The sequence below is a fragment of the Nonomuraea cavernae genome, assembly GCF_014646355.1.
Taxonomy (GTDB): domain Bacteria; phylum Actinomycetota; class Actinomycetes; order Streptosporangiales; family Streptosporangiaceae; genus Nonomuraea; species Nonomuraea cavernae.
In genome coordinates, this window is record NZ_BMNH01000022.1 from 38,717 (window position 1) to 61,536 (window position 22,820).

General features: G+C 69.6%; 17 protein-coding genes. 11 read left to right on the forward strand and 6 right to left on the reverse strand.

Annotated features, from left to right (window positions below; translation table 11 throughout):
• Positions 1 to 24: 24 nt before the first annotated feature.
• Both IEY82_RS28025 and IEY82_RS28030 read right to left on the reverse strand, forming a co-directional pair.
• Entirely contained in the window at positions 25 to 645 is a 621-nt protein-coding gene (locus tag IEY82_RS28025; RefSeq protein WP_189127234.1) for a pyridoxamine 5'-phosphate oxidase family protein, read from the reverse strand.
• A gap of 57 nt (positions 646 to 702) precedes the next feature.
• Positions 703 to 1,800 carry a PrsW family intramembrane metalloprotease gene (locus IEY82_RS28030; RefSeq protein ID WP_189127235.1) on the reverse strand — a complete coding sequence of 366 codons (1,098 nt, stop codon included), beginning with the start codon at positions 1,798 to 1,800 and terminating at the stop codon, positions 703 to 705.
• A 133-nt stretch (positions 1,801 to 1,933) separates the two neighbouring features.
• Here IEY82_RS28030 and IEY82_RS28035 point away from each other — a divergent pair, with 133 nt between their 5' ends.
• From IEY82_RS28035 to IEY82_RS28065, 7 genes are all read left to right on the forward strand, one after another.
• Complete coding sequence (locus IEY82_RS28035) at positions 1,934 to 2,332, forward strand: ester cyclase (RefSeq protein WP_189127236.1); 399 nt, start codon at positions 1,934 to 1,936, stop codon at positions 2,330 to 2,332.
• A gap of 40 nt (positions 2,333 to 2,372) precedes the next feature.
• Complete coding sequence (locus IEY82_RS28040; RefSeq protein ID WP_225263930.1) at positions 2,373 to 2,849, forward strand: TIGR03618 family F420-dependent PPOX class oxidoreductase; 477 nt, start codon at positions 2,373 to 2,375, stop codon at positions 2,847 to 2,849.
• 168 nt (positions 2,850 to 3,017) lie between these two features.
• Positions 3,018 to 3,695 carry a hypothetical protein gene (locus tag IEY82_RS28045; RefSeq protein ID WP_189127237.1) on the forward strand — a complete coding sequence of 226 codons (678 nt, stop codon included), beginning with the start codon at positions 3,018 to 3,020 and terminating at the stop codon, positions 3,693 to 3,695.
• A 393-nt stretch (positions 3,696 to 4,088) separates the two neighbouring features.
• Positions 4,089 to 4,856 (forward strand): ABC transporter ATP-binding protein, encoded by a 768-nt coding sequence (locus IEY82_RS28050; RefSeq protein ID WP_189127238.1) that lies wholly within the window; start codon positions 4,089 to 4,091, stop codon positions 4,854 to 4,856.
• The gene (locus IEY82_RS28055) at positions 4,841 to 6,649 is read left to right on the forward strand and encodes a hypothetical protein (protein ID WP_189127239.1); all 1,809 of its coding nucleotides are present in this window, start codon (positions 4,841 to 4,843) and stop codon (positions 6,647 to 6,649) included. Before IEY82_RS28050 ends, IEY82_RS28055 begins: the two co-directional genes overlap by 16 nt.
• On the forward strand, positions 6,646 to 7,854 hold the full coding sequence (locus IEY82_RS28060; RefSeq protein ID WP_189127240.1) for a sensor histidine kinase: 1,209 nt from the start codon (positions 6,646 to 6,648) through the stop codon (positions 7,852 to 7,854). Before IEY82_RS28055 ends, IEY82_RS28060 begins: the two co-directional genes overlap by 4 nt.
• Positions 7,851 to 8,471, forward strand: coding sequence for a response regulator (locus tag IEY82_RS28065; RefSeq protein WP_189127241.1), 621 nt, complete (start codon positions 7,851 to 7,853; stop codon positions 8,469 to 8,471). Before IEY82_RS28060 ends, IEY82_RS28065 begins: the two co-directional genes overlap by 4 nt.
• Before the next feature lie 117 nt (positions 8,472 to 8,588).
• Here the strand turns inward: IEY82_RS28065 and IEY82_RS28070 are convergent, their stop codons facing one another.
• The 3 genes from IEY82_RS28070 to IEY82_RS28080 form a co-directional block, all read right to left on the reverse strand.
• Entirely contained in the window at positions 8,589 to 12,617 is a 4,029-nt protein-coding gene (locus tag IEY82_RS28070) for a vitamin B12-dependent ribonucleotide reductase (protein WP_372459753.1), read from the reverse strand.
• Positions 12,618 to 12,676: 59 nt separating this feature from the next.
• Positions 12,677 to 13,132: a transcriptional regulator NrdR gene (gene nrdR, locus IEY82_RS28075; RefSeq protein ID WP_189127243.1), complete on the reverse strand. Its 456-nt coding sequence runs from the start codon at positions 13,130 to 13,132 to the stop codon at positions 12,677 to 12,679.
• Between the two features lie 353 nt (positions 13,133 to 13,485).
• Entirely contained in the window at positions 13,486 to 13,803 is a 318-nt protein-coding gene (locus IEY82_RS28080; protein WP_189127244.1) for a LysM peptidoglycan-binding domain-containing protein, read from the reverse strand.
• Positions 13,804 to 16,009: 2,206 nt separating this feature from the next.
• On the opposite strand from IEY82_RS28080, the gene lexA reads away from it, so the two are divergent.
• Both lexA and IEY82_RS28090 read left to right on the forward strand, forming a co-directional pair.
• A complete protein-coding gene (gene lexA, locus IEY82_RS28085) occupies positions 16,010 to 16,717 on the forward strand; it encodes a transcriptional repressor LexA (RefSeq protein WP_225263931.1) in 708 nt (235 codons plus the stop codon).
• Positions 16,718 to 16,897: 180 nt separating this feature from the next.
• Positions 16,898 to 18,007, forward strand: a complete 1,110-nt coding sequence (locus IEY82_RS28090; RefSeq protein WP_189127245.1) for a MalY/PatB family protein — start codon at positions 16,898 to 16,900, stop codon at positions 18,005 to 18,007.
• A 31-nt stretch (positions 18,008 to 18,038) separates the two neighbouring features.
• Here the strand turns inward: IEY82_RS28090 and IEY82_RS28095 are convergent, their stop codons facing one another.
• Positions 18,039 to 21,203: a S41 family peptidase gene (locus IEY82_RS28095; RefSeq protein ID WP_189127246.1), complete on the reverse strand. Its 3,165-nt coding sequence runs from the start codon at positions 21,201 to 21,203 to the stop codon at positions 18,039 to 18,041.
• A gap of 169 nt (positions 21,204 to 21,372) precedes the next feature.
• Between IEY82_RS28095 and IEY82_RS28100 the strand changes: the two genes are divergently transcribed.
• On the forward strand, positions 21,373 to 21,819 hold the full coding sequence (locus IEY82_RS28100; protein WP_189127247.1) for a hypothetical protein: 447 nt from the start codon (positions 21,373 to 21,375) through the stop codon (positions 21,817 to 21,819).
• A gap of 35 nt (positions 21,820 to 21,854) precedes the next feature.
• Positions 21,855 to 22,820, forward strand: a complete 966-nt coding sequence (locus tag IEY82_RS28105) for a TIGR03557 family F420-dependent LLM class oxidoreductase (RefSeq protein ID WP_189127248.1) — start codon at positions 21,855 to 21,857, stop codon at positions 22,818 to 22,820.

The following is a 22,820-nucleotide window of genomic DNA, read 5'->3' on the forward strand; positions in this document are numbered from 1 at the left end:
AGCCCCGGCTGTGACGGCCGGGGCTCAGCCGTACAACCGCTTGGCGTAGGTCTCGCCGTAGTAGTCCTCGAGCTCTTCGAGGGTTTCGTCCACCTTCTGCACGTCCTTGACCAGTTGCGCGTGCGAGGGCAGCCGGTCGGGCTCCCAGCGGTCGGGCTTCCAGAGCGACGAACGCAGAAACGCCTTGGCACAGTGGAAGAAGATCTGCTCGATCTCCACGACGATCGCCAGGTCCGGGCGGTGTCCCTTGGCGATCAGCTCGTCGAAGAACGGCGCCTCCCGGACGAGCCGGGCACGGCCGTTGACGCGGAGGGTCTCGTTGCGGCCGGGGATCAGGAAGATCAGGCCGATGTGCGGGTTGCGCAGGATGTTGCGGAATCCGTCGGCCCTGCGGTTGCCCGGGCGGTCGGGGATGGCGATCGTGGTGTCGTCGATGACGTGGGCGAACCCTGCCGGGTCGCCCTTCGGCGAGACGTCGCAGTTGCCCTCCGCGTCGGAGGTGGCGATCAGGCAGAACGGCGAGGCGGCCAGCCACTGCCTGTCGCGCTCGTGCAGGCGGACGCGCTCCTTGGTCGCCGAGCGCGCCTTCACCTCTCCCAGCAGATCCCGCAGTTCGGCCTCGGACCCGATCTCCACCCAGCTCATGCGCGCTCCTTTCGGGGGTTCGCTCGATCTTGTCAGAATCGGGTGGACCGTCCGACATCACCATTGGCGGGAATTCGCCATGACCCCCAGCAGCGCGTTGCGTTCGGCCGCGAACGTGTCCAGGTCCATGCCCTCCCGGTCGGCCCGCAGGTGCAGCATGGTCAGCTCGGTCGCCGCCTGCTGGTAGTCGGACATCTCCTTGCCCAGCCCCTTGCCCCTGGCCCACTTGCGGGCGAGTCTGCGTCCCGGAAGGGAGCTCAGCATGGCGATGTCGGCCGGCGTGACCAGCCCCGTCTGCTGGTACGCCGGCAGGTGGACGCCCATCGTGGCGACCAGGTGCCTGCGCTCCCGTACGGTCACCATGATGAGGAAGACCAGCGCACCCATGATCACCAGGTAGGCGAGGCCGATCCAGGACAACGACTCCGTCGTGGCGCTACCGTTCCAGAGCCCGTGCAGAAGGACCGCCGCGAGGTAGCCGAGCGGGATCACGGCGTACCGGGCCGGCCCCCGCCGGGTCAGCGCGTACGCCACGGCCACACCGATCATGGAGGTGTAGACGGGGTGGCCGAGCGGGTCGATCAGCCCTCTGATCACGAACAGCTGGATGGTCGCGCCCACACCGCCCTGGGTGAAGCTCAGCAGGTAGTAGCCGACGTTCTCCACGGCCGCGAAGCCCAGCCCGGCCATGGAGGCGTAGATGATGCCGTCGGTGAGCCCGTCGATCTCCCGCCGCCTGCGCAGGAGCAGCAGGAGCGCCGCACCCTTCAGCGCCTCCTCGACCACCGGGGCCAGGAAGACGGTGCCCACGGTGCTGACGACCTGCGAGCCGTAGCCCGCCTTGGCGAACAGCGCCTGGCCGGCGACGGTGAGCCCGATCCCCAGCACGATCGCCACCCCCGCGCCCCAGGCGAAGGAGAAGGCCAGGTGCAGCTTCGGCTCCGGCTCCAGCCGGTCGAGTGAGAGCACGGCCGCGAGCAGCAGGGGCAGCGGCGCCAGGGCCAGCCCCATCGACAGGCCGAACCCGACGGGACCACCGTTCAGCAGCAGTACGACCAGCACGACCACGGCCAGCAGGCTGGACACCACGAGGCCGATCAGCAGCGCCTTGCTGGGGTGACCGGTGAGGGCGGGGGGCCGTAAGGGGACTGTCATCGTGGCGCCTCTCGTCGATTCGAACCCCCACTATGGATCTGCCCCATCGACGCTCGCTTAACGGTCACTTGCCGGTCGCGATCTTTGTCCCCCTCACAGGTGAGAGCGCGCGTCTCGTGGGTACGGGCGGCGGATGATCGCGACACTGTACGAGCGCTGGCTGCTCGAGATGTGGAACGGCGACTTCGAGCTCGCCCACGACCTCGTCACCCCCGGGTTCGTCGGTCACTGGCCGGACAAGGAGGTGACGGGCCCCGGCGAGCTGATCGAGATGCTCCGCCAGGGCCACGCGCCGTTCGGCGACGTCTCCGTCACCCTCGACGTGGGGCCGATCATCGACGGCGATCGGGTGGCGGCCCGCTGGACGTTCGGCGGCTCCTACCGCGGCGGCCTGCCGGGCGCGACGGCTCCGGCGGGGACCAGGGTCACCTTCAGCGGCCACGACATCCTGCGGGTCGAGGGCGAGAGGTTCGCCGAGTACTGGGTGATCTCCGACGGACAGGCTCTCGCGCGCCGGCTGGGCATGGACTGAGCTCCGGTAGGGTTCCTGTGACGAAAAGGGGAGTCCGCCGATGTCACAGGAGACCCAGGGGTCGGCCATGGGCTCGCCTGGCGGCTTCCTGTCCGAGGCGCAGGTGTCCCGGTTGCTGGGTGAGCAGCGCTTCGGCACGCTCGCCACGGTCCAGAGCAGCGGCCGTCCCGAGATGTCCACCGTCCGCTACGCGTGGGACCCCGAGCAGCGGGTCGTCCGCATCTCGACGATCGCCGACCGGCCGAAGGTGCGCCAGTTGCACAAGGATCCGCGCGGCGCCCTCTACGTGGCCGGCGAAGGCTTCCGCTCCTACGGGGTGGCCGAGGGTGAGGCCGAGCTGTCACCGGTGACCGTCGAGCCCGGCGACGAGGTCGGCCATGAGCTGCTGGCCATGCGGTCGGGTTTCGCCGCCCCGGGTGACGAGGCCGCGTTCCTGCGCCGGATGGTCGACGACCGGCGCATGGTGATCAGGCTCAGCGTGTCTCGGCTGTACGGGATGAGCCTGCGCGCCGAGTGACCTGCCCCCAGGCCGTACGGCGGTGGCTCGCGGGCTGCTCCAATGTCCGGCGAGGCGCCGAGCCCTGGCTGACGGAGGGTGTCTACCGGAGCACAGACAGCATTTACGTCCGTTTTAGACCGATTCGTGCACACTTGTCCTATTCCACAGCTCGGGAGGACAAGAAAGATGACCCCAGGATCGGACAGCACCACCACGTCCCAGGCCGGCAAGCCGGCCAGGCGCCGCGTTTCCCGCTCCTTGCTGCTCATGGCCACCACCGCGCTCGTGGTGGCGACCGGCGGTGGCGTGGCCACCGCCGCCGCCCTCACCTCCCCGACAGCGCCGGCCGCCACGTCGAGCGACACACCGTCGGCCACCCCCTCCGGGGCCCCTTCCGACAAGAAGTCGGGCAAGGACCGGGGACACAAGTGGGGCTTCCACAAGCTCCCCATCCACGGCGAGTTCGTCGTCCCCAACGATGAGGGCGGGTACGCGACCTTCACCGGCCAGCAAGGCGAGGTCACAGCCGTCGGCCAAGGCTCGGTCACCGTCAAGAGCGCGGACGGCTACACCAAGGAGTACACGGTCAACGACGACACCCGGATCAACCGCCGCGGCGAGGGCATCGACACCGTGAAGGCCGGGCAGAAGGTCGCGATCATGGCGAAGGTGGAGGGCGACACCGCCACCGCCGTCGTGATCCGCGACATGAGCGCCCGCGACGGAAAGGGGCCCGAAGGCAGGGGCTACGAGGGCATGGACCGCGAGGGCCAGGAAGACCGGAGGCACGGCAAGGACGACCGCTCGCAGCGCGACGACCAGCAGGACGAGTCGTCGAGCCCGTCCACCGAGGGGTCGTACTGACCGCTGTCGTAAAGGTACGGAAAGGTCGTACTCACCGCTGTCATGGAGGAAGCGAGAGATCGTACTGACCGCTGTCGTGGAGGTGGCGCGGGCCGCGTGACACCACGTCCCGACATCAGCGCCCCACGGTCAGCGCCTGTCCGGATCTGACCGGCGCACCTGGCAGCGACCCGAGCGCCTGGCCTTCCCAAGGCCAGGCGCTCGTCGCCGTCAGCCCCCTCCCTCCGAGCAGGCCGATCGATCGCGCGAGCGCGCCGCGGCCGGCGGTCGAAGGCTCGGCGCTCCGAGCAGCCGCCCCTCTCCGCATCAACCGATCGGTTGATGCCGGAATCCACCACTCCGCTCCCCACTCGGCCGATCCGCCACCCCACACCCCCGCGCGATCCTCGAAGCATGTCAACACATCCGGAGCCCGCCCTCCAGACCACGGGACTCCGCAAAGCCTTCGGCGACCACGTCGCCGTCGACGACGTCGACCTCACCGTCCCCGCCGGATCCTTCTACGGGCTGGTCGGCCCCAACGGCGCCGGAAAGACCACCACTCTGGCCATGGCCGTGGGCCTGCTGCGGCCCGACGCCGGCAGCGCCCGGATCTTCGGCGTCGACGTCTGGCACGACACCGTCCAGGCCAAGGCGCTCGTCGGCGTGCTGCCCGACGGCAACGCCATGCCCGAACGGCTCACCGGGCGCGAGGTTCTCACCTACCTCGGTCTCCTGCGCGGCCTGCCGGCCGGCGTCGTCGCCGAACGCACCGACGAGCTCCTTCAGGTTTTCGAACTCGACGCCGCGGAGCGGACTCTGGTCATCGAATACTCCACCGGCATGCGCAAGAAGATCGGCCTGGCCGTCGCCCTCCTGCACGCCCCCCGCCTCCTCGTCCTGGACGAGCCGTTCGAGGCCGTCGACCCCGTCTCCGCGGCCACCATCAGGGCCATCCTGAGCAAGTTCGTCGACAGCGGCGGCTCCGTCATCATCTCCAGCCACGTCATGGCCCTGGTCGAGCAGCTCTGTGACCACGTGGGCGTCATGTCCGACGGGCGCGTCGTGGCCGCCGGCCCTCTGGCCGACGTACGCGGCACCGCCACCCTCGAGGACGCCTTCGTCGGCCTCGTCGGCGCCCAGAGCCGTGGAACGGAGGGACTGGCATGGCTCACAGCATGACCCCCGGCCAGGCCGACCTGGCGCACATCCTGATCCGGATGCGGCTCGCCCTGCTGCGCAACTCCCTGCGCGGTGACCGCGCCACCAACCTGTACTTCGGCGTCCTGCTCGGCCTCGCCCTGGCCGCCGGAACGATCGTGGTCGCCGTCCTGTGGCCCGCCTACCTCCCCCTGGCCCTGGCCGTCTGGCTCATCGGCTGGATCTTCGGCCCCATCTTCACCGGTGGCGGCGACGAGACCCTCCGCCCCGAATACTTCGCCATGCTCCCCGCCACGCCCCGCCGTATCGCGGCAGGACTGCTCGCCGGAGCCTTCGCCGGCCCCGCACCACTCGTCACCCTCATCGCCCTGCTGTCCCTGCCGGTGTACGGCTGGCGCCACGGCCCCGCCGGCGTCCTCATCGGGCTGGCCGCCGCCCTGGCCACGCTCACCACGATGGTGGTGATCTCCCGGGTCGTCGTCGCCGTCATCGGGCTGTTCGTCCGATCCCGCGTCACCGCCGCCACCGCCGGCATCGTCACCGGAACCGCCCTGGCCCTCAGCGGCAACGGCTGGGCCCCCGCCGTGGCCCTCGGCACCACCGACACCCTCGCCTGGACCCAGACCCTCGTCCGTGTCCTGCCCTCCGGCTGGGGCGTGGCCGCCATCGAAGCATCCTGGCCCCTCGCCCTGCTCATCCTCGCCGCCAACGGCGCCGCCATCGCCCTGCTCCTGCTCGCCTGGGCCGGCCTGCTCGCCCGGCGCGTCGTCTCGGCAGCCCGGGGCGGCGTACCCGCCCGCCGCGGCACACCCCGCCCCTTCCCCGCCGCCGGCGGCGCCCGCATCGCCGCCGCCAAGGAACTGCGCACCTGGTGGCGCGACCTGGTCCGCATCCAGCTCCTCGGCACCGCCTTCTCCTACGCCCTGGTCTTCCCCCTGCTCCTCGTCACCATCGACTCATGGATCATGGTCCCGTTCACCGGGCTCATCGCCATCGTCATGGCCGCCGGAGTCTCCGCCAACCTCTACGGCGTAGACGGAACCGCCCTGTGGCTCACCCTCATGACCCCAGGCGCCGAACGCGCCGACGTCCGCGGCCGCCAGCTCGCCTGGCTGCTCGTCGTCGGCCCGGCCGCCACCGTCCTCACCCTCGCCGGCACCGCCGTCAGCGGCCAGACCTGGGCCTGGCCCTGGGTCCTCGGCCTGCTCCCCGCCCTCCTCGGCGGCGCCGCCGGCCTCATCGTCTGCATCGCCGTCACCTCCCTCGTCCCCGGCACCGACCCCCACAAGCGCGGCGGCAACCCGCTCAACACCGGCGCCGACGAAGGTGCCGAATCCGGCCTGGCCTGGCTCATGCTCGTCGCCGTCCCCACGATCGCGCTCCCCACCGCCGCCGCCATCCTCCTGCAACCCTGGGCCGGCATCCCCGTCGGCCTGCTCACCGGCGCCCTCAGCTTCTGGGGCCTCGGCAGGATCGCCCACCGCAGGCTCGAAAGCCATGGGACCGAGCTGCTCAGCCTCATGAAGCACGGCCCCGCCCCCCAGCCCACCGGCAAGGGCACCGCCGCCGACCTGCCCCTCAAGCACCGCGTCGCCGTCACCCTCTGCTACTGCGTGGCCTGGCTGCCCACCTTCCCCCAGGGCATCGTCCCCATGATCTTCAAAATCGTCGGCATCCAGGACCCCGTCTGGTTCCTCGCCCTGCACCTGCCACCCCTCTGGCAGTGGCCCACCATCATCTTCATGATCACCCTCGGGCTGCTCATGTACGGCTACGCGATCCTCATCCCCATGCGCATAAGCTCAGCGCCATGAACGACCCCTTCCCACCCTCCACCTGGGAACGACGTTTCGGGATCTTCGTCGAGGTCGTTCCCTACCTCACCCTGGCCACCGCCCTGGCCATCAGCGTCACCTCACCCGAGCAGCCCGCGGGCGGGATCCCCCGCACCCTCGCGCTCACCGCCCTGGCCCTGGCCTGGATCCTCGGCGCCCACACCCTCCTGCCCGCCGACCTCCGCAACCGCCGCGCCACCACCATCACCTACTTCTGCGGCGTCCTGGCCACCTCCGCGCTCCTGTCCTTCCACCACCCGATCTTCCTCATCTACTGCATCTCCGGCTTCTTCCTCGCCAGCTCCTTCGCCCCCTCCAAGTGGACCTTCGCCGCCGTCGCCGCCACCTCCACCGTCCTGTACGGAACCTCACTCGACTGGTCCCAGGTCAACGCCCAGATCGTCCTCCTGCACATCGCGATCATCGCCGTCCAGACCCTCACCATCGGCGGCGGCCACATCTTCGGCATCAGGATCGAAGAACGGCAGCGCAGGTACCGCCAAGCACTCACCGACCTTCAAACAGCCCTGGAAGAGAACGCCGACCTCCACGCCCACCTCCTCAGTCAAGCCCGCGAAGCCGGCATCCTCGACGAACGCCAGCGCATGGCCCGCGAAATCCACGACACCCTCGCCCAGGGCCTCGCCGGCATCATCACCCAGCTTCGCGCCGCCCAACGCGTCCAGGACCGCGACACCCACATCGACCGCGCCCTCACCCTGGCCCAGGACAGCCTCGCCGAAGCCCGCCGCTCGGTCGACGCCCTCCGTCCCCACCAGCTCGAAAACGCCCACCTTCCCGAAGCCTTGACCACCCTCGCCCGCACCTGGACCCAGACCGCCGGCGTCGACCTCCACGTCGAAGTCACCGGCGACCGCATCCCCCTCAGCCCCGCCATCGAGGTCACCCTCTTCCGCGTCGCCCAGGAAGCCCTCACCAACGTCGCCAAACACGCCAACGCCACCCGCGCCGGCCTCACCCTCTCCTACACCGGCACCGTCGTCCTCCTCGACATCCGCGACGACGGCAAAGGCATCGACGGCACCAACGGCCAAGGATTCGGGCTCAGCAGCATGAGACAACGCGTGCGCGGCGTCGGCGGCGACTTCGAGATCGAAAGCGCCCCCGGCGAAGGCACCGCCGTCAGCGCCACCGTCCCCGCCCTCCAGATAGGCCCCCAGTGATCCGCCTTCTTCTCGTCGACGACCACCCCATCGTCCGCGACGGCCTGCGCGCCGTCTTCGAAGCCGAACCCGACATCGATGTCGCCAGCGAGGCCGCCAACGGCCGCGAAGGGCTCGAACGCGCCGCCGAACTCGACGTCGACGTCGTCCTCATGGACCTGCGCATGCCCGAGATGGACGGCGTCGCCGCCATCACCGCCCTCCGCCGGGCCCACCCTCACGTCAAGGTCCTCGTCCTGACCACCTTCGACGGCGACTCCGACGTCCTGCCCGCCATCGAGGCCGGCGCCACCGGCTACCTGCTCAAAGACGCTCCCACCGACGAACTGCTGCGTGCCGTCCGCGCCGCCGCCGCCGGCGAGCCGGTCCTGTCGCCCTCGGTCGCCGGCCGCCTGATGGGCCAGGTGCGCCGACCGGTCAAGGCCGCCCTCACCGACCGCGAGCTACAGGTCCTCGCCCTTGTCGCCGACGGCGCCTCCAACCGCCAGGCCGCCGCCAAACTCTTCATCAGCGAGGCCAGCATCAAGACCCACCTGCTGCACATCTACGACAAACTCGGCGTCCGCGACCGGGCTGCCGCCGTCGGCGAGGGTTATCGCCGCGGCCTGCTCAGTTAACCGGCCCTTCTTCACCAAAAGGGAGAAGGGGAGCCGGGCCGATGCCCGGACTCCCCTCCTTGACCTGCGACCACGCCCTCAGTCGATCAGATCGACTGGCACGTCATCCGCGATCGCCTAGCTGCAGCCGCTGGTCGAGCCGCAGCCCTCGCAGACGTAGCAGCTGCCCGCGGGCCGCATCTTGGTGCCGCACGTCATGCAGAGCGGCGCGTCGGCGGTGATGCGCCGGTGGCTCTCCAGCGTGAGCTCCTTGGCCGGCTCCACCTCCGGCTTCTCCTCGATCGGCGCCGACTGCGCGAGCGCCTCGCGGTCGACCGACTCCTGCAGCACCGCCGGGTCCTCACCGCGCTGCTGCGCGGCGCGCTCGGCCGCCGAGAAGATGCCCAGCGCCGCCCGCTCGTCATAGGGCAGGTGGTCGAGCGCCAGACGCCGGAAGATGTAGTCCATCACCGAGGTCGCCATCCGGATGTCCGGGTCGTCGGTCATCCCGGCCGGCTCGAACCGCATGTTGACGAACTTGCTCATGTACGTCTCCAGCGGCACGCCGTACTGGAGCCCTATCGAGATCGCCACCGAGAAGGCGTCCATGACGCCCGCCAGCGTCGAGCCCTGCTTGGACATCTTGAGGAAGACCTCGCCGAGCCCGTCGTCAGGGTAGGACGAGGCGGTCATGTAGCCCTTGGCCCCGCCCACCGTGAAGCGGGTGGTCGTGCTGGGCCGCTGGTTGGGCATCCGCCGCCTGGTCGGGCGGTTGATCTCGACGACCTTGACCTCGGGCTGCGCCTCGGTCTTGGCCTCCTCCTTCTTGCCGCCGGCCGACAGCGGCTGGCCGACCTTGCAGTTGTCGCGGTAGACGGCCAGCGCCTTGAGGCCGAGCTTCCAGCCCTCCATGTAGACCTGCTCGATGTCGTCGATGGTCGCCGACTCGGGCAGGTTGACCGTCTTGGAGATGGCGCCCGACAGGAACGGCTGGGCGGCGGCCATCATGCGCACGTGGCCCATCGGGGCGATCGCGCGCTCGCCCATCGCGCAGTCGAACACCTCGTAGTGCTCCCCGCGCAGCCCGGGAGCGTCGACGACGTGACCGTGCTCGGCGATGTACTCGACGATCGCCTCGGTCTGCTCCTGCTGGTAGCCGAGCTGCCGGAGGGCCCGCGGGATGGTCTGGTTGACGATCTGCATGGAGCCGCCGCCCACCAGCTTCTTGAACTTGACCAGCGCCAGGTCGGGCTCGATGCCGGTCGTGTCACAGTCCATCATCAAGCCGATGGTGTTGTGGCTGACCATGCCGTTGGCCACGTAGGTGACGTTCTCCGGCACCGAAAGGTCGTAGGTCGGCTGCACGCCGCCGTCCTCGTTGGCCGCGACGACCTCGAAGGCATGGCCCAGGGCGTGTGCCAGCCGCTCGTCGTGCGTCTCCGCGAACAGCAGCCTGGCCGCCATCCGCGGCACCCCACCGACGTTGCGAAGCGACTGGAGGATCGCGTCGCGGGACCTGTGGCCCTTGGGCGCAAGCTCCTCCCACGCCTCGCGCGGCAGGTAGACGTGGTCTCGCCTGGCCGACCCGTCAGGCTCCGCGAACGCCAGCGCCCGCGCCTTACGTTCGCCGAGGAAGCCGATCACCTCGTCGTAGACCAGCGCGTGGTCGATGTTGCGCAGGCGCACTTGGTAGAGATCGCTTCCGAAACCGCTGACCGTCGTCCTGGTGGTCGTGATCATGCCGAGGGCGAGCAGAAGCGTGCGGATCTCACCCGCGAAGGACTTCGACGCGGTGCTGAGGCTGGGGACACCCTCAGCGACGGTGCCGTCGGCCTCGAACAGACCACGCAGGAACGCCGCGTACACAACAGCGTCGTTGGACTCGAGAATCGCCGAGGGAACCCGCGGAGACCAGCCCTTGCCCGAATGGTCGACGCCGGGAAGCTCCTTGGCGAAGCCGGATCCCTCCCACCAGCGAGCCAGCCGGACGGACTGCAGAACCACCTCGTGGTAGCCCTCCTTCGCCGTGACGACGGGCTCCAGGTCGAACAGCGACTTTGAGATGATCCGCAGTCGCTCCACCACATCGAGATCGGCGTCCGCCACGCACAGCCTGATGCCCTTGCTGTGCAGGCTGCCATCACCCATGAAGTAACCCACCAACTCGGCGAGCTCCTCGGAGACGGCATCGGGAACCCGAATGTTCCGGTCGCCCGCATAGTAGGCCTGGTCCAGAACGGGCAGCGCGACCTTGCGAGGGGTCCCCACCAAGGTCCTCAGCTGCATCGGCAGGATGTCGCCCGCGCCCACGTCCGCCATGCGCTTCCAGATCCACTCGCCATTCGCCTGGTCCACCACCTTCACACGGTGGGTGAGGGTGCCCTGGATCTGGTAGCCCCCGGCGGTCCTGAGCAGCCGGGTGGGCTCCTCGCCATTGACGAAGAACTTCGTAGCCCGGCGTGGTCCCTCATCTGTCGAGACCGTCATGTCCAGATCCTGCCAGCGGTCGCCGTAGACGTCGCCGATCTCCGAGAGCCGGACCAGACCACGGTCGGTGGTGATCAGCGTGTCGCCGGTGAGGCAACCGGTCGGCGCGAGCAGGCTGGCCTGGGCGTTGCGGTAGCCGTTCTTCTCGCCGATGCGCAGGCACTCCGACCACTGCCGGGACGCCTCGGCGTGGATCTTGCCGTCCATCGAGCCGATCGTGCGCAGGTTGTCGTTGGCGGCGGCGTGCTTGCGCATGACCCGCTTGTGCGGCTCGGCGTTGCGGGCGTAGCCGTCGTACGGGCCGACGGCGCCGGCCAGCTCCGCGCTGCGGCGGTAGGACGTGCCGGTCATCAGCGAGGTGATCGCCCCGGCCACGGCGCGACCGCCGTCGGAGTCGTAGGCGTGGCCGGTCGCCATGAGCAGCGCGCCCAGGTTGGCGTAGCCGATGCCGAGCTGACGGTAGGCGCGGGTCGTCTCGCCGATCTTCTCGGTCGGGAAGTCGGCGAACGTGATCGACACGTCCATGGCGGTGATGATGAGCTCGGTCAGCTTGACGAAGCCCTGGATGTCGAAGGAGTTGTCGTCCTTCAGGAACTTCAGCAGGTTGATGCTGGCCAGGTTGCAGGACGAGTTGTCCAGATGCACATATTCCGAGCAGGGGTTGCTTGCAGTGATTCGCCCGGTTTCGGGAGTGGTGTGCCAGTCGTTGATCGTGTCGTCGTACTGGATGCCCGGATCGGCGCACTCCCAGGCGGCCTTGGCCATCTTGCGGAACAGGTCGCGGGAGTCGACGGTCTCGATCACCTCGCCGGTAAGACGGGCCCGCAGGCCGAACCCGTCGCCCTGCTCCACGGCCCGCATGAACTCGTCGGAGACGCGGACCGAGTTGTTGGCGTTCTGGTACTGGACCGAGACGATGTCCTTGCCGCCCAGGTCCATGTCGAACCCGGCGTCGCGCAGCGCGCGGACCTTGTCCTCCTCACGCGCCTTGGTCTCGATGAACTCCTCGATGTCGGGGTGGTCGACGTCGAGCACGACCATCTTGGCGGCCCTGCGGGTGGCGCCGCCCGACTTGATGGTGCCCGCGCTCGCGTCGGCGCCGCGCATGAACGACACCGGACCGCTGGCCGTGCCACCGCTGGAGAGCAACTCCTTGGAGGAACGGATGCGCGAGAGGTTGACCCCCGAGCCAGACCCCCCCTTGAAGATCACGCCCTCTTCCTTGTACCACTCCAGGATCGACTCCATCTGGTCGTCCACGGACAGAATGAAACACGCCGAGACCTGCTGGGGCGACTGGGTGCCCACGTTGAACCAGACCGGCGAGTTGAACGCGAAGATCTGGTGGACGAGGGCGTACTTCAGCTCGTGATCGAAGATCTCGGCGTCCTCGTCGCCGGCGAAGTAGCCGTGCTCGACCGCCGTCCTGGTGTAGACGCCGACGACCCGGTCCACGAGCTGCTTGAGGCTCCACTCGCGCTGCGGCGTGCCCACGGCGCCACGGAAGTACTTGGTCGTCACGATGTTGGCCGCGTTGACCGACCAGGACTCCGGAAACTCGACACCCCGCTGCTCGAAGTTGATCGAGCCGTCGCGCCAGTTGGTCATAACGACGTCACGGCGCTCCCACGCGATGTCGTCGTACGGGTGCACGCCCGGCTTGGTGAAGATCCGCTTCATCTTCAAGCCCTTGCGAGGACGCTTACCCCCGCGTGTGACTGAACCGCTGACCGTCTCCGTCATGACTCCCCCTTCTCCGCCTTCAACTGTTCGATCTCGGCTTCGAAGTCCGCCAGGCTCTCGAAACCGCGATATACCGATGCGAACCGCAAGTAGGCCACCTCGTCCAACTCCCGTAACGGGCCGAGGATCGCCAGCCCCACCTCGTTGGAGGGGATCTCCGCCGCGCCTTTGGCCCTGATGGCCTCCTCCACCCGCTGGCCGAGCTGGGCCAGCGAGTCTTCGCTCACCGGTCTGCCCTGACAGGCCCGCCGCACGCCCGCGACGACCTTGTCCCGCCAGAACGGCTCCGTCACCCCGCTGCGCTTGCTCACCATGAGGAGTACGGTCTCCTGCGTGGTGAACCTGCGACCGCATTCGGGACAGGTCCGGCGACGCCGGATGGCGGCTCCGTCGTCCGTGGAACGACTGTCGATGACCCTGGTGTCAGGATGACGACAGAACGGACAATGCACGCTTTCGCCTCCTAGACCCGCGGTCACCACCGGCGTAAAGCACGTGCGACGGAACGCTCGCGCACGCCCCATAGCGTGCCATGGTGCGGTCGCTGAAACACAAGGTGTGGTGAACTACATCGGTGTAACTACTAGATGTTGTGGTCCAACGGTAGAAGCGCGCGACCATGAACGCAAGTTGAGCAGACCTATCCAACCGAACTCGCTGATCAGCAGAGCCTCATCTCGCTGCCCCGGGCGTGTCGGTTCATGCGTCACTTCGCTTGGCTCGCATCACGTCCGTGAACTTCTCTCACACCGCGATCCGGTTGCACACCGTTCAGCCAGCCCACAGCGGGCGCTCGTGCCCGCTCTCAGCCCTCGACACCGGGCGGGAGGTAGACGCGGGCGCCCGGCCGGACTAACAGGTCGGGCAGGCGGTTGAGCCGCCTGATCTCCTCGGCGAACACGCCGGGGTCACCGAACTGGGGCGTCACCGCCTCGGCGATCTTCCACAGCGTGTCGCCCCTGCGCACGTCCTCCCACGGCAGGCCCACCTGCCAGGAGTGCCCCGTCACCGCGGGCGTCGAGGCCGCGTGACTCGCCGTCCTGGTGCCGAGCCAGAATCCGCCCAGCGACAGCAGTGCCATGCCCACCACCAGGACCGCGCGGCCTCGTCGCGTCAGACGCACGGGCGGTGCCTGACGCTTCGCCGGACGCGTCACGCCCTCGCCCCCGCCCCCGCCGCCGCGCCGCCTCCCACGCGTGCGCCGGCTCAGCTCCTGAGGCCGCCGGCCATTACGCGCTCGTTTGCGCGATCGCTTGGGCGCTTGCTCGTGCTTGTGCGGCCCCTTCTGCTCACTCTCCGGCCGGCTCGCCATCAGGTCCGCGCCGGTCGGCACGAGCTTCAACCGCCGCCCGCCCTTCTCGGCCGCGCCCGCACGCCCCCGCCCACCACTCTCAAACCCGCCCGTACGCCCCGGCCCACCATTGCCGACCACGGCCGCACGCCCCTGCCGGCTACTTTTGGCCCCGGACGCACGACCCAGCCCGCCACTCTTAGCCCCGGACGCTCGACCCAGCCCGCCACTCTTAGCCCCGGACGCACGACTCCGCCCGCCACTCACGGCTGCGGCCGCCCGACCCGACCGGTCTCGCCAAAGGGGGCCAACCACGCGCCCCGATTGGCCTTGACGCCGGATGCCCTTCGCCGGCTCCGCTCGACGCTCGCCGCCCCTCGACCCTTCCGCCTCGGATCGCCGGCGAGAGTCGGCCGCGCGAGCCGCCTCCTCTCGCGAGCCGGATCCACGTCCACGCTCTCGCGAGCCGGATGCACGTCCGCGCCCCGGCTTTCCTCGGAGCCAGAACCAACCGTCCGCGCGGCTTGCCGTGCCGTCTCGGGCAGGCTCTCCCGGACGGGCCTTTCCGTACTGACCGACCGGCTCACCTTGGCCGGCGGTCTCCTGCCCAAGGGCTCGCCGTTCCGATCGGCGTGGTGGCGCAGGTGGCGATCCTTTCGGCCGCTGCCCACTCGGGCGCACCGGATCGTCCCCGACGTCTCTCAGGGAAAGGTCACCCATGAGGATCTGCCCGGGCTCGCCGCGGCGGGCCGGGCCCCGCTTGGTCCGCATCAGCGCGTCCGCTGCACGCCCCCCGCTACGTCCCGCCCTGCGACCTTTCTGGGATCGCACCGGCGCCGCGCCCGTCACTTCCCGCTTGGCGGGCTGTCGCCCCTCCCTGCGTGCCGAGCCGGTGTCGTCAGGCCCCCTCGCTCCACGGGCCCCGCCTCCAGGATTCGCTCCTTCCCCCGCGTGGGGCGCGATGTCCTCATCCCTTGGCTCCGTACGCGGCGGAGGCACCAGCCACAGCTGCGGCCTCCCCGGCCCCGTCGACCTGCGCCCCGCCCTTCGCCCATCATGCGAAACCACGCTTCCCCTCCCTTCTCGCCCCGCACTCCAGCTCGATCCGCTCCGGCTCCGGCATCACCCCTCAGTTCCGCATCCCCGCTCGACCGGGACTAACGACCTCACCCGAGCGACCACGGCCAGCGACCCCACCGCCACCACCGCCAACGTCGCCGCCACCGCCACTGTCGCCACCGCCCCCGTCGTCGTCCCCGTCGCCGCCACCATCACCATCACTGTCGCTATCGCCACCACTGCCAACGTCGCCGTCACCGGAAGGTCAGCCCTGTCGGCGCCCCCGGCACGGCGACCTTCGGCGTCACCCAGCGACGCGGCCCCGCCGAACGATCCCGGGATGCCAGGGCGACTTGAGACGGCCATGGGAGTGAGCGACCGCGCAATGTCGATCGGCTCATGGCGTGTCGCAAGTGATTTCCCAGGGGCATGGTCCAGGGCCGAAGGTTTCGCGAAGACACGGTCCGACGCCGGATCTTTCGCGAGGCGGTCCAGGACCGGAGCTTTCGCGAGGACGCGGTCCAGGGCCGAAGGTTTCGCGAAGACACGGTCCGCCGCCGGATCTTTCGCGGGACGGTCCAGGGCCGGAGGTTTCGCGAGGACGCGGTCCAGGACCGGAGGTTTCGTGGGGCGTGGTCCGGGGCCTGTGCGGCCGTGACGGCCCCGAGTGGCGCCGGCGCCGGCGGCCGGTTGCTTGACGTGGTCTCGGGTCGGGTCTGTGATCCTGGTGGTTCGCACGGATGGACCTCCCACACCGTCGCGGCCCCGGGAAATGGCCAAATAAAGATCGGCGAATCGAACACGGTGTCGATCGAACTCCCGTACGATGTTGTACACCACGCTGCCGACATTTTCGAGGAAGACTCGAACAATTGTTTGAAGATGATCTTCAACAGCGATACGGTCGCTGTGAGCGACATGGAGACCACGGACCGGAGGGTTCGCCGGTGAGGCGGGCGACCGGGCGAGGAGGAAGAGCATGAGCGAGCGGGATGACGCTAACGGGGTCACTGACCTCGCGGTGCGGCGGCGTGACTCCTTGGGGCTGACCCCGAGGCAGCGCAAAATCCTCGAAGTGATTCGCGACTCGGTGCAACAGCGCGGATATCCGCCGTCCATGCGTGAGATCGGCGAGGCCGTGCAGCTGACGAGCACGTCCAGCGTGTCGCACCAGTTGACGGCATTGCAGCGCAAGGGCTACTTGAGGCGCGACCCCCACCGGCCACGTGCGCTGGAGGTGCGACTGCCCGGTGAGCCCGCGCTCTGGGTCGACCCCGACGCCGGCAGCGAGGAGTCCCCGGTCAGCCGCCCCACGGCCGCCTACGTGCCGCTGGTCGGCCGGATCGCCGCCGGTGGTCCGATCCTCGCCGAGGAGAGTGTCGAAGACGTCTTCGCCCTCCCCAAGCAGTTGGTCGGCGAGGGCACCCTGTTCCTCCTGCAGGTCGCCGGTGACTCCATGATCGATGCCGCCATCGCCGACGGCGACTGGGTCGTCGTACGCCAGCAGCCGGTCGCGGAGAGCGGCGACATCGTGGCCGCCATGATCGACGGTGAGGCCACGGTCAAGACGTTCAAGCGCAAGGACGGCCACGTCTGGCTGGTGCCCCACAACTCCAACTACGACCCCATCCCCGGTGACGAGGCCAGCGTCCTGGGCAAGGTCGTCGCGGTGCTGCGCCGCCTCTGACGGTCCACCGTTCCCCGCGGCGCGCGGCGTCTCATCGCCCGCGCCGCACCGGTGTGTCCCTTCAGGCGGCCGGTTCAGCCGGTCGCATCCAGCTGAGGTCAGCCTTGAGCTGCTCATGGAGGTCGTGGCGCACGCAGGCGAACACTCAGACGGTTCGCCCAGGAGATCTAGACTGAGCACGTGAGCGACGAAATCCATCTCTACGACCTCAAGTCACAGCATGATGGGTTGAAGTGGGCCGAAGCCGGACCAGGAGTCATCCCCGCCTGGGTGGCCGACATGGACTTGCCCACCGCCCCCGAAGTCATCCAAGCGCTACAGCGCCGGGCCGAAGGTGATCTTGGCTACCCGGCCTGGCTGCTGAGCCAGCAATGCGGCCCGCTGGCCGAGGCGTTCGCCGAGCGCATGGCGACCAGGTATGGCTGGGAAGCCGACCCCGTGCACGTGCGCAGCTACAACGATCTCAACCAGGCGCTCCAGGTGCTGCTGCACGTCTGGACCCGGCCCGGTGACGGCGTGGCCGTCCACACCCCTGCCTACCACCCGTTCCTCGACACCCTGGCCATCATGGAGCGCCCGCTCCACGCCATCCAGATGCGGCCCGAGGGCGAGTCCTGGTGGTTCGAGGTGCCCGACCTGTCGGGCTGCCGGGTGCTGCTGCTGGTCAACCCGCACAATCCCACCGGCCGTGTCTTCACCCGCGAAGAGCTGGAACGGCTGGCCGAGCACGCCGAGCGCCACGACCTGCTGGTCATCTCCGACGAGATCCACGCCGACCTGGTGTACGACCCGTACGAGCACATCCCGTTCGCCACCATCCTGCCGGACCGGACCGTCACCCTGACCTCGGCCACCAAGGCGTTCAACCTCGGCGGGATCCGCTGCTCGGTGGCCCACATCGGCTCACCGGAGATGCGCGAGGCCCTCGACGGTCAACCGCCCTTCGTCTACGGGTCGGCCAACCTGTTCGGGGTGGAGGCGACGGTCGCCGCGTGGCGGCACGGCGACGCCTGGCTCCGGGAGACCCTCGCCCTGCTCGACCGTAACCGCTGGGCCATCGCCGAACGCCTGCCCCCGACGGTCGGCTACCGCGTCCCGGAGGCCACCTACCTGGCCTGGCTCGACTACGGGCGGCCCGGCATGGCGGAGGTGCTGAAACAGGAGGCCAAGGTCCTGCTGAGCGACGGCGCCCTGTTCGGCCCCGGCGGCGACACCCACGTCCGGCTGAACTTCGCCACCACCGAGCCCATCCTCACCGAGATCCTCAACCGGCTGAACCGGGCCGGATAAGCACCGGCCCGGCCCGATCCGGTCGCGAAGCTCAGGATCGGGAGGACCAGGTGGGGGGCGGCAGATCGGGAGGCGTCGCGGCGGGGTGCTCGTCGAGGGCCGCCAGGGCCAGTTCGACCGCCTTCTCCAGCTGCGGGTCCCGCCCGCCGACCCGGTCCTGCGGCGTCATGACCACCTCGACGTCGGGATCCACGCCGTAGTTCTCCACGCCCCAGCCCTCGCCTTCGAGCCAGTACGAGTAGCGAGGCTGGGTCACGACGGTCCCGTCGGCGAGCGAGTAGCGCGAGTCGATGCCGATCACGCCGCCCCACGTCCGGGTGCCGACCAGCGGGCCGATGCCCCGGTTCTTGATGCCGGCGCTCACGATGTCGCCGTCGGATCCCGCGAACTCGTCGGTGACGGCCACGATGGGGCCGCGTGGCGAGTCCTCGGGGTAACGCGTGGGCTCGTAGCCTCGGGCGTGCGCCCAGCCGGTGACGCGGCGGGACAGCTTCTCCAGGACGAGCTCCGAGGTGTGTCCGCCGCCGTTCTCCCGAACGTCCACGACGAGCCCTTCGCGGGCCATCTCGGTGCGCAGGTCTCGGTGGAACTGGGCCCATCCGGAGGCCACCATGTCGGGCACGTGCAGGTAGCCGAGGCGACCGCCGGAGGCCCGTCTGACGAAGGCCCGCCGCCCCTCCACCCAGTCGTGGTAGCGCAGCTGGGTCTCGTCGCTGATCGGGGTGACGACGACTCTGCGCAGGTCGCCGCCGGACGCGGGCCGTACGGTGATCTCGATGGGCTGGTCGGCGGTGCCGGACAGGCACTCGAGCGGGCCGCGGACGGGGTCGACCTGGCGGCCGCCCACCGCGACGATCTCGTCACCCTCGCGGACGGCGACGCCGGGTGCGAGCAGCGGCGAGCGCGCGTCGTGGTCGGACGACTCTCCGGGCAGGATCCGCGCGACGCGCCACGCGCCCTCGTCGTCCCTGAGCAGGTCGGCGCCGAGCAGGCCCTGGCGGCGGCGCGGGTCGACGGCGGAGCCGCTGGGCCGGGCGTAGGCGTGGGAGGTGCCGAGCTCGCCCTGCACCTCCCAGAGCAGATCGATGAGCTCCGAGTAGGCGCCGATCCGTTCGACGAGCGGGGCGTAGCGGTCGAGCACGGCCTGCCAGTCGACGCCGTTCATGTCCGCGCGCCAGAAGTGGTCGCGCATGAGCCGGCCGGCTTCGAGGTAGCCCTGCCGCCACTCGGCGACCGGGTCGAGCTGGAGCGCGATCCGGTCGAGGTCGATGGTGACGACCTCGTCTCCCTCTGTGGCGGCGCGGGTCTGCAGCCCGTTCTTGCCGGTGAGGACGAGGCGGGTGCCGTCGCCGCTCACCTCGAACGCCCGCAGTTCCCTGCCCAGCTCGCACCTGACCCGCTTCTTCAGGTCATAGCGTTCCAGGACGACCTCGCGGACCGGCTCGGTGCCGTCGCCGAGTTGGCCGGCGAGCGGGTAACGCAGCCAGAGCAGGGCGTCCTTGGCGGTGCGCAGGTTGCCGTACCGTCCGGCGGGGACGGGCACCGGCACCACGCGCGAGGCGAGCCCCTCCGGGTCGACCTCGGTGCGCGGCGGGGTGTCGTCCTTCCTCTTCTCGTCGGACGCGGGCTTGTCGTCCTCGCCGTTGAACCCGCGTCCCCGCAGGCAGGGGTCGAACGGCGAGGGCGTCGTGGCCCGCAGCGGCACCATGTACGGCCGGCAGCCCGCGGGGAAGGACAGGTCGAACACGTGCGCGTCGTAGACCGGGTCGAACGTCCGTACCGACAGGAATGCCAGGTGCTTGCCGTCCAGGGTGAACATCGGGTCGAAGTCGGCGAAACGCACCGGAGTCACGTCGATGATGGATGAGCCGTCGACGCGGCCCATCTTGATCTGCGACAGCGGGTCCTGGTGCGGGTGCACCCAGGCCAGCCAGGCCGAGTCGGGTGAGAAGGTGAGCCCGCTGATGTCACCCTGGGTGGTCCGGTCAAGCTCTCTGACCTGGCCGGAGTCGAGGTCGACGACCAGCAGCCGTCCGTCGTGGGTGGCCGCCGCGACGTGCTTGCCGTCGGGTGAGGCGTCGAGGTCGAGCACCCGGCCGAGCTGTCCGGCGGCCAGCGTGCGGATCTCGCCGCCGGGGGTGCCGACCTCCAGTCCGTCTTCGCCGGTGATGTCGGAGATCCAGACGGTCCGGCCGTCGGCGTCGAGGGCGCGCGGCAGCCGTACCCGGACTCCGGGTTGCGCGCGCAGCATGCCGGTGGGGCCGTCGCGGTGGGTCACCCAGTGGGCGGTGCCGCGGATCTCGACGGCGCTGGCCCGCCCGGTGGGATCGGGCGAGAAGGAGCCGACGCGGGTCGGCGCCGGGCGCTTCGCGCGCGCCGGGCGCGGCCCGCCGAGCTTGATGTCCAGCTTGTACGGCTCGGAGTCCAGGTCCTCCAGCAGCCACAGGTCGCCGGCGTGGCTGTAGATCACCCGCCGCCCGTCGGTGGCGGCGTGACGGGCGTAGAACTTCTCGTGTGGTGTGTGCCTGCGCGGGTCGGAGCCGTCGGCGAGGCAGGAGTGCAGGTTGCCGTTGTCGTCCACGTCGGACAGGAAGGCCAGGCGGTCGCCGACCCACAGGGCCGACCAGTACTGGGCCGTGCTGTCGGCGAACAACCGGGTGAACTCACCGTCGCCCTCGACGTCGACCCAGATCTTGCCCGCGGTTCCGCCGCGGTAGCGCTTCCACTGTGAGGGCTCGCGCCACATCGGCGACACGGTCGCCACTCGATCTCCGCTGACCGCGACGTCGCTCACCCACCCGTAGGGCAGGCGGATCGGCTCTCCGCCGTCGAGCGGGACCGCGTACGCCCAGGTCCTGATGCGGCCTCCCTCTCCGGCCGCGGTGACGGCGAGCACGTCCCCGGCGGGGGTCCAGCCGCGCGATCCGGTCGTCGCGTTGCCCCAGTGGGTGAGGCGGTCTCCCTCGGGCCCGTCGAGCTCGGCGGCGAACACCTCGGGCGTTCCCTCACGGTTGCTGGTCCACGCGATGCGGGTGCCGTCGGGCGAGAATCTGGGGTGGGAGACGGGAGTGCGGTCGGCGGTGAACCGCCAGGCCCTGCCGCCCGTCACGGGGGCCAGCCAAACGTCGTCATCGGCGACGAAGGTGACCAGGTCACCGTGCAGATGCGGATATCTCAGGTATGCGCCAGTTGTCACACGTGCACACTAGTGCCGTCCACCGAGAGCCTGAGCTGTCTCGGTCGCCCGCGAGGAGGCGAAGCGGCACTAGAAACTATGAAATTCCTGGTCAAGTCCGGGCTCAGACCGGGATGCGGTGGAATGTCGCGGGCAGGAGTGCGAGACCACATCTCACCTGCGAGGAATCATGATGTTCTGCACTCACGCGTACCACCTTCCGCCCCGGATCGCGGCCGGTGTGTTCATCCTGAACTCAGGTCTCTCCAAGGCCAAGGCCGACCGGGAGACCGCGGTACGGGTGCACGGCATGGCCGCCGGCACCTATCCCGCCCTTCGCGGGAAGGATCCGGAGGAGTTCGTCAAGATGCTGTCGAGGACGGAGATGGCCCTCGGCGCGGCGCTGCTGGTCCCGCTGGTCCCCTCGCTGCTGGCCGGGGCCGCCCTCACCGCGTTCGCCGGCGGCCTGCTCGGGATGTATCTCAAGACGCCGGGCATGCGCCGGGAGGGCAGCCTGCGCCCCTCCCCCAACGGTCTCGCGCTGGCCAAGGACGTCTGGCTGTTGGGCATGGGGCTCGGCCTGGTCCTCGACGAGCTCAGCGAGCCACGCACCATCATTGATCTCCGGTGCTCTTGACCTAAAATCCATCAATTCCGGGCAGAAAGCACTGCATGGTGCAAATCGGATACACCCTGATGTGCGAGCAGACGCCCGCCCGGCAGCTCGTGGACGACGCGGTCACGGCTGAGCGGATCGGCTTCGACTACGCGGTGATCTCCGACCATTACTTTCCCTGGGTGGAGGAACAGGGGCACTCCCCCTACGCCTGGTCCGTGCTGGGCGCGACCGCCCAGGCGACCGAGGATCTGCCCCTCATGACGTACGTGACCTGCCCGACGATGCGTTATCACCCGGCCGTGGTCGCGCAGAAGGCCGCCACCATGGGCGTGCTCACCCACGGCCGCTTCACCCTCGGCCTGGGCTCCGGCGAGAACCTCAACGAACACGTCATCGGCGAGGGCTGGCCACCGGCCGACACCCGGCACCGGATGTTCCGTGAGGCCATCGAGATCATCCGGGAGCTGTTCGACGGCGACTACGTCACCTACCAGGGTGAGTTCTACGACATCGACTCGGCCAAGCTCTACGACCTGCCGGACGCCCCGGTGCCGATCGGCGTCGCCGCCTCCGGCCGGACGTCCGCCTCGATCGCGGCTGACTTCGCCGACGCGCTGATCATCAACGAGGTCCTGCCGGACGTGGTCGACCAGTTCGCCGCGGCGGGAGGCGTGGGCAAGCCGGTGTACGGGCAGCTGGCCGTGTCGTACGACACCGACGCGCAGGCCGCCAAGGAACGCGCCCACCGGTTGTGGCGCTGGTCGGCGGCCGGATGGAAGGTCATGGCCGAACTGCCGGCACCGGTGAACATCGCCGCCTACGCCGAGTACGTACGTCCCGACGACATCGCCGCGAGCGTGCCGTGCGGCGCCGACGTGGACGCCGTGGTGGCGGCCGTCAGGAAGTACGTCGACGCCGGCTACTCGCACGTCGCCCTGGTGCAGATCGGGCACGACCAGCAGCAGCCCTTCTTCGGCTGGGCCGAGAGGGAGCTGCTGCCGGCGCTGCGCGCCCTGTGA

Bases quoted from the DNA above. Each gene is read 5' to 3' on its own strand.
- IEY82_RS28035 (WP_189127236.1), top strand. From the start codon at position 1,934: ATGATCGCGACACTGTACGAGCGCTGGCTGCTCGAGATGTGGAACGGC.
- IEY82_RS28030 (WP_189127235.1), bottom strand. From the start codon at position 1,800: ATGACAGTCCCCTTACGGCCCCCCGCCCTCACCGGTCACCCCAGCAAG.
- IEY82_RS28025 (WP_189127234.1), bottom strand. From the start codon at position 645: ATGAGCTGGGTGGAGATCGGGTCCGAGGCCGAACTGCGGGATCTGCTG.
- IEY82_RS28040 (WP_225263930.1), top strand. From the start codon at position 2,373: ATGTCACAGGAGACCCAGGGGTCGGCCATGGGCTCGCCTGGCGGCTTC.
- IEY82_RS28045 (WP_189127237.1), top strand. From the start codon at position 3,018: ATGACCCCAGGATCGGACAGCACCACCACGTCCCAGGCCGGCAAGCCG.
- IEY82_RS28055 (WP_189127239.1), top strand. From the start codon at position 4,841: ATGGCTCACAGCATGACCCCCGGCCAGGCCGACCTGGCGCACATCCTG.
- IEY82_RS28105 (WP_189127248.1), top strand. From the start codon at position 21,855: ATGGTGCAAATCGGATACACCCTGATGTGCGAGCAGACGCCCGCCCGG.
- IEY82_RS28070 (WP_372459753.1), bottom strand. From the start codon at position 12,617: ATGAAGCGGATCTTCACCAAGCCGGGCGTGCACCCGTACGACGACATC.
- IEY82_RS28100 (WP_189127247.1), top strand. From the start codon at position 21,373: ATGATGTTCTGCACTCACGCGTACCACCTTCCGCCCCGGATCGCGGCC.
- lexA (WP_225263931.1), top strand. From the start codon at position 16,010: ATGAGCGAGCGGGATGACGCTAACGGGGTCACTGACCTCGCGGTGCGG.
- IEY82_RS28060 (WP_189127240.1), top strand. From the start codon at position 6,646: ATGAACGACCCCTTCCCACCCTCCACCTGGGAACGACGTTTCGGGATC.
- IEY82_RS28050 (WP_189127238.1), top strand. From the start codon at position 4,089: ATGTCAACACATCCGGAGCCCGCCCTCCAGACCACGGGACTCCGCAAA.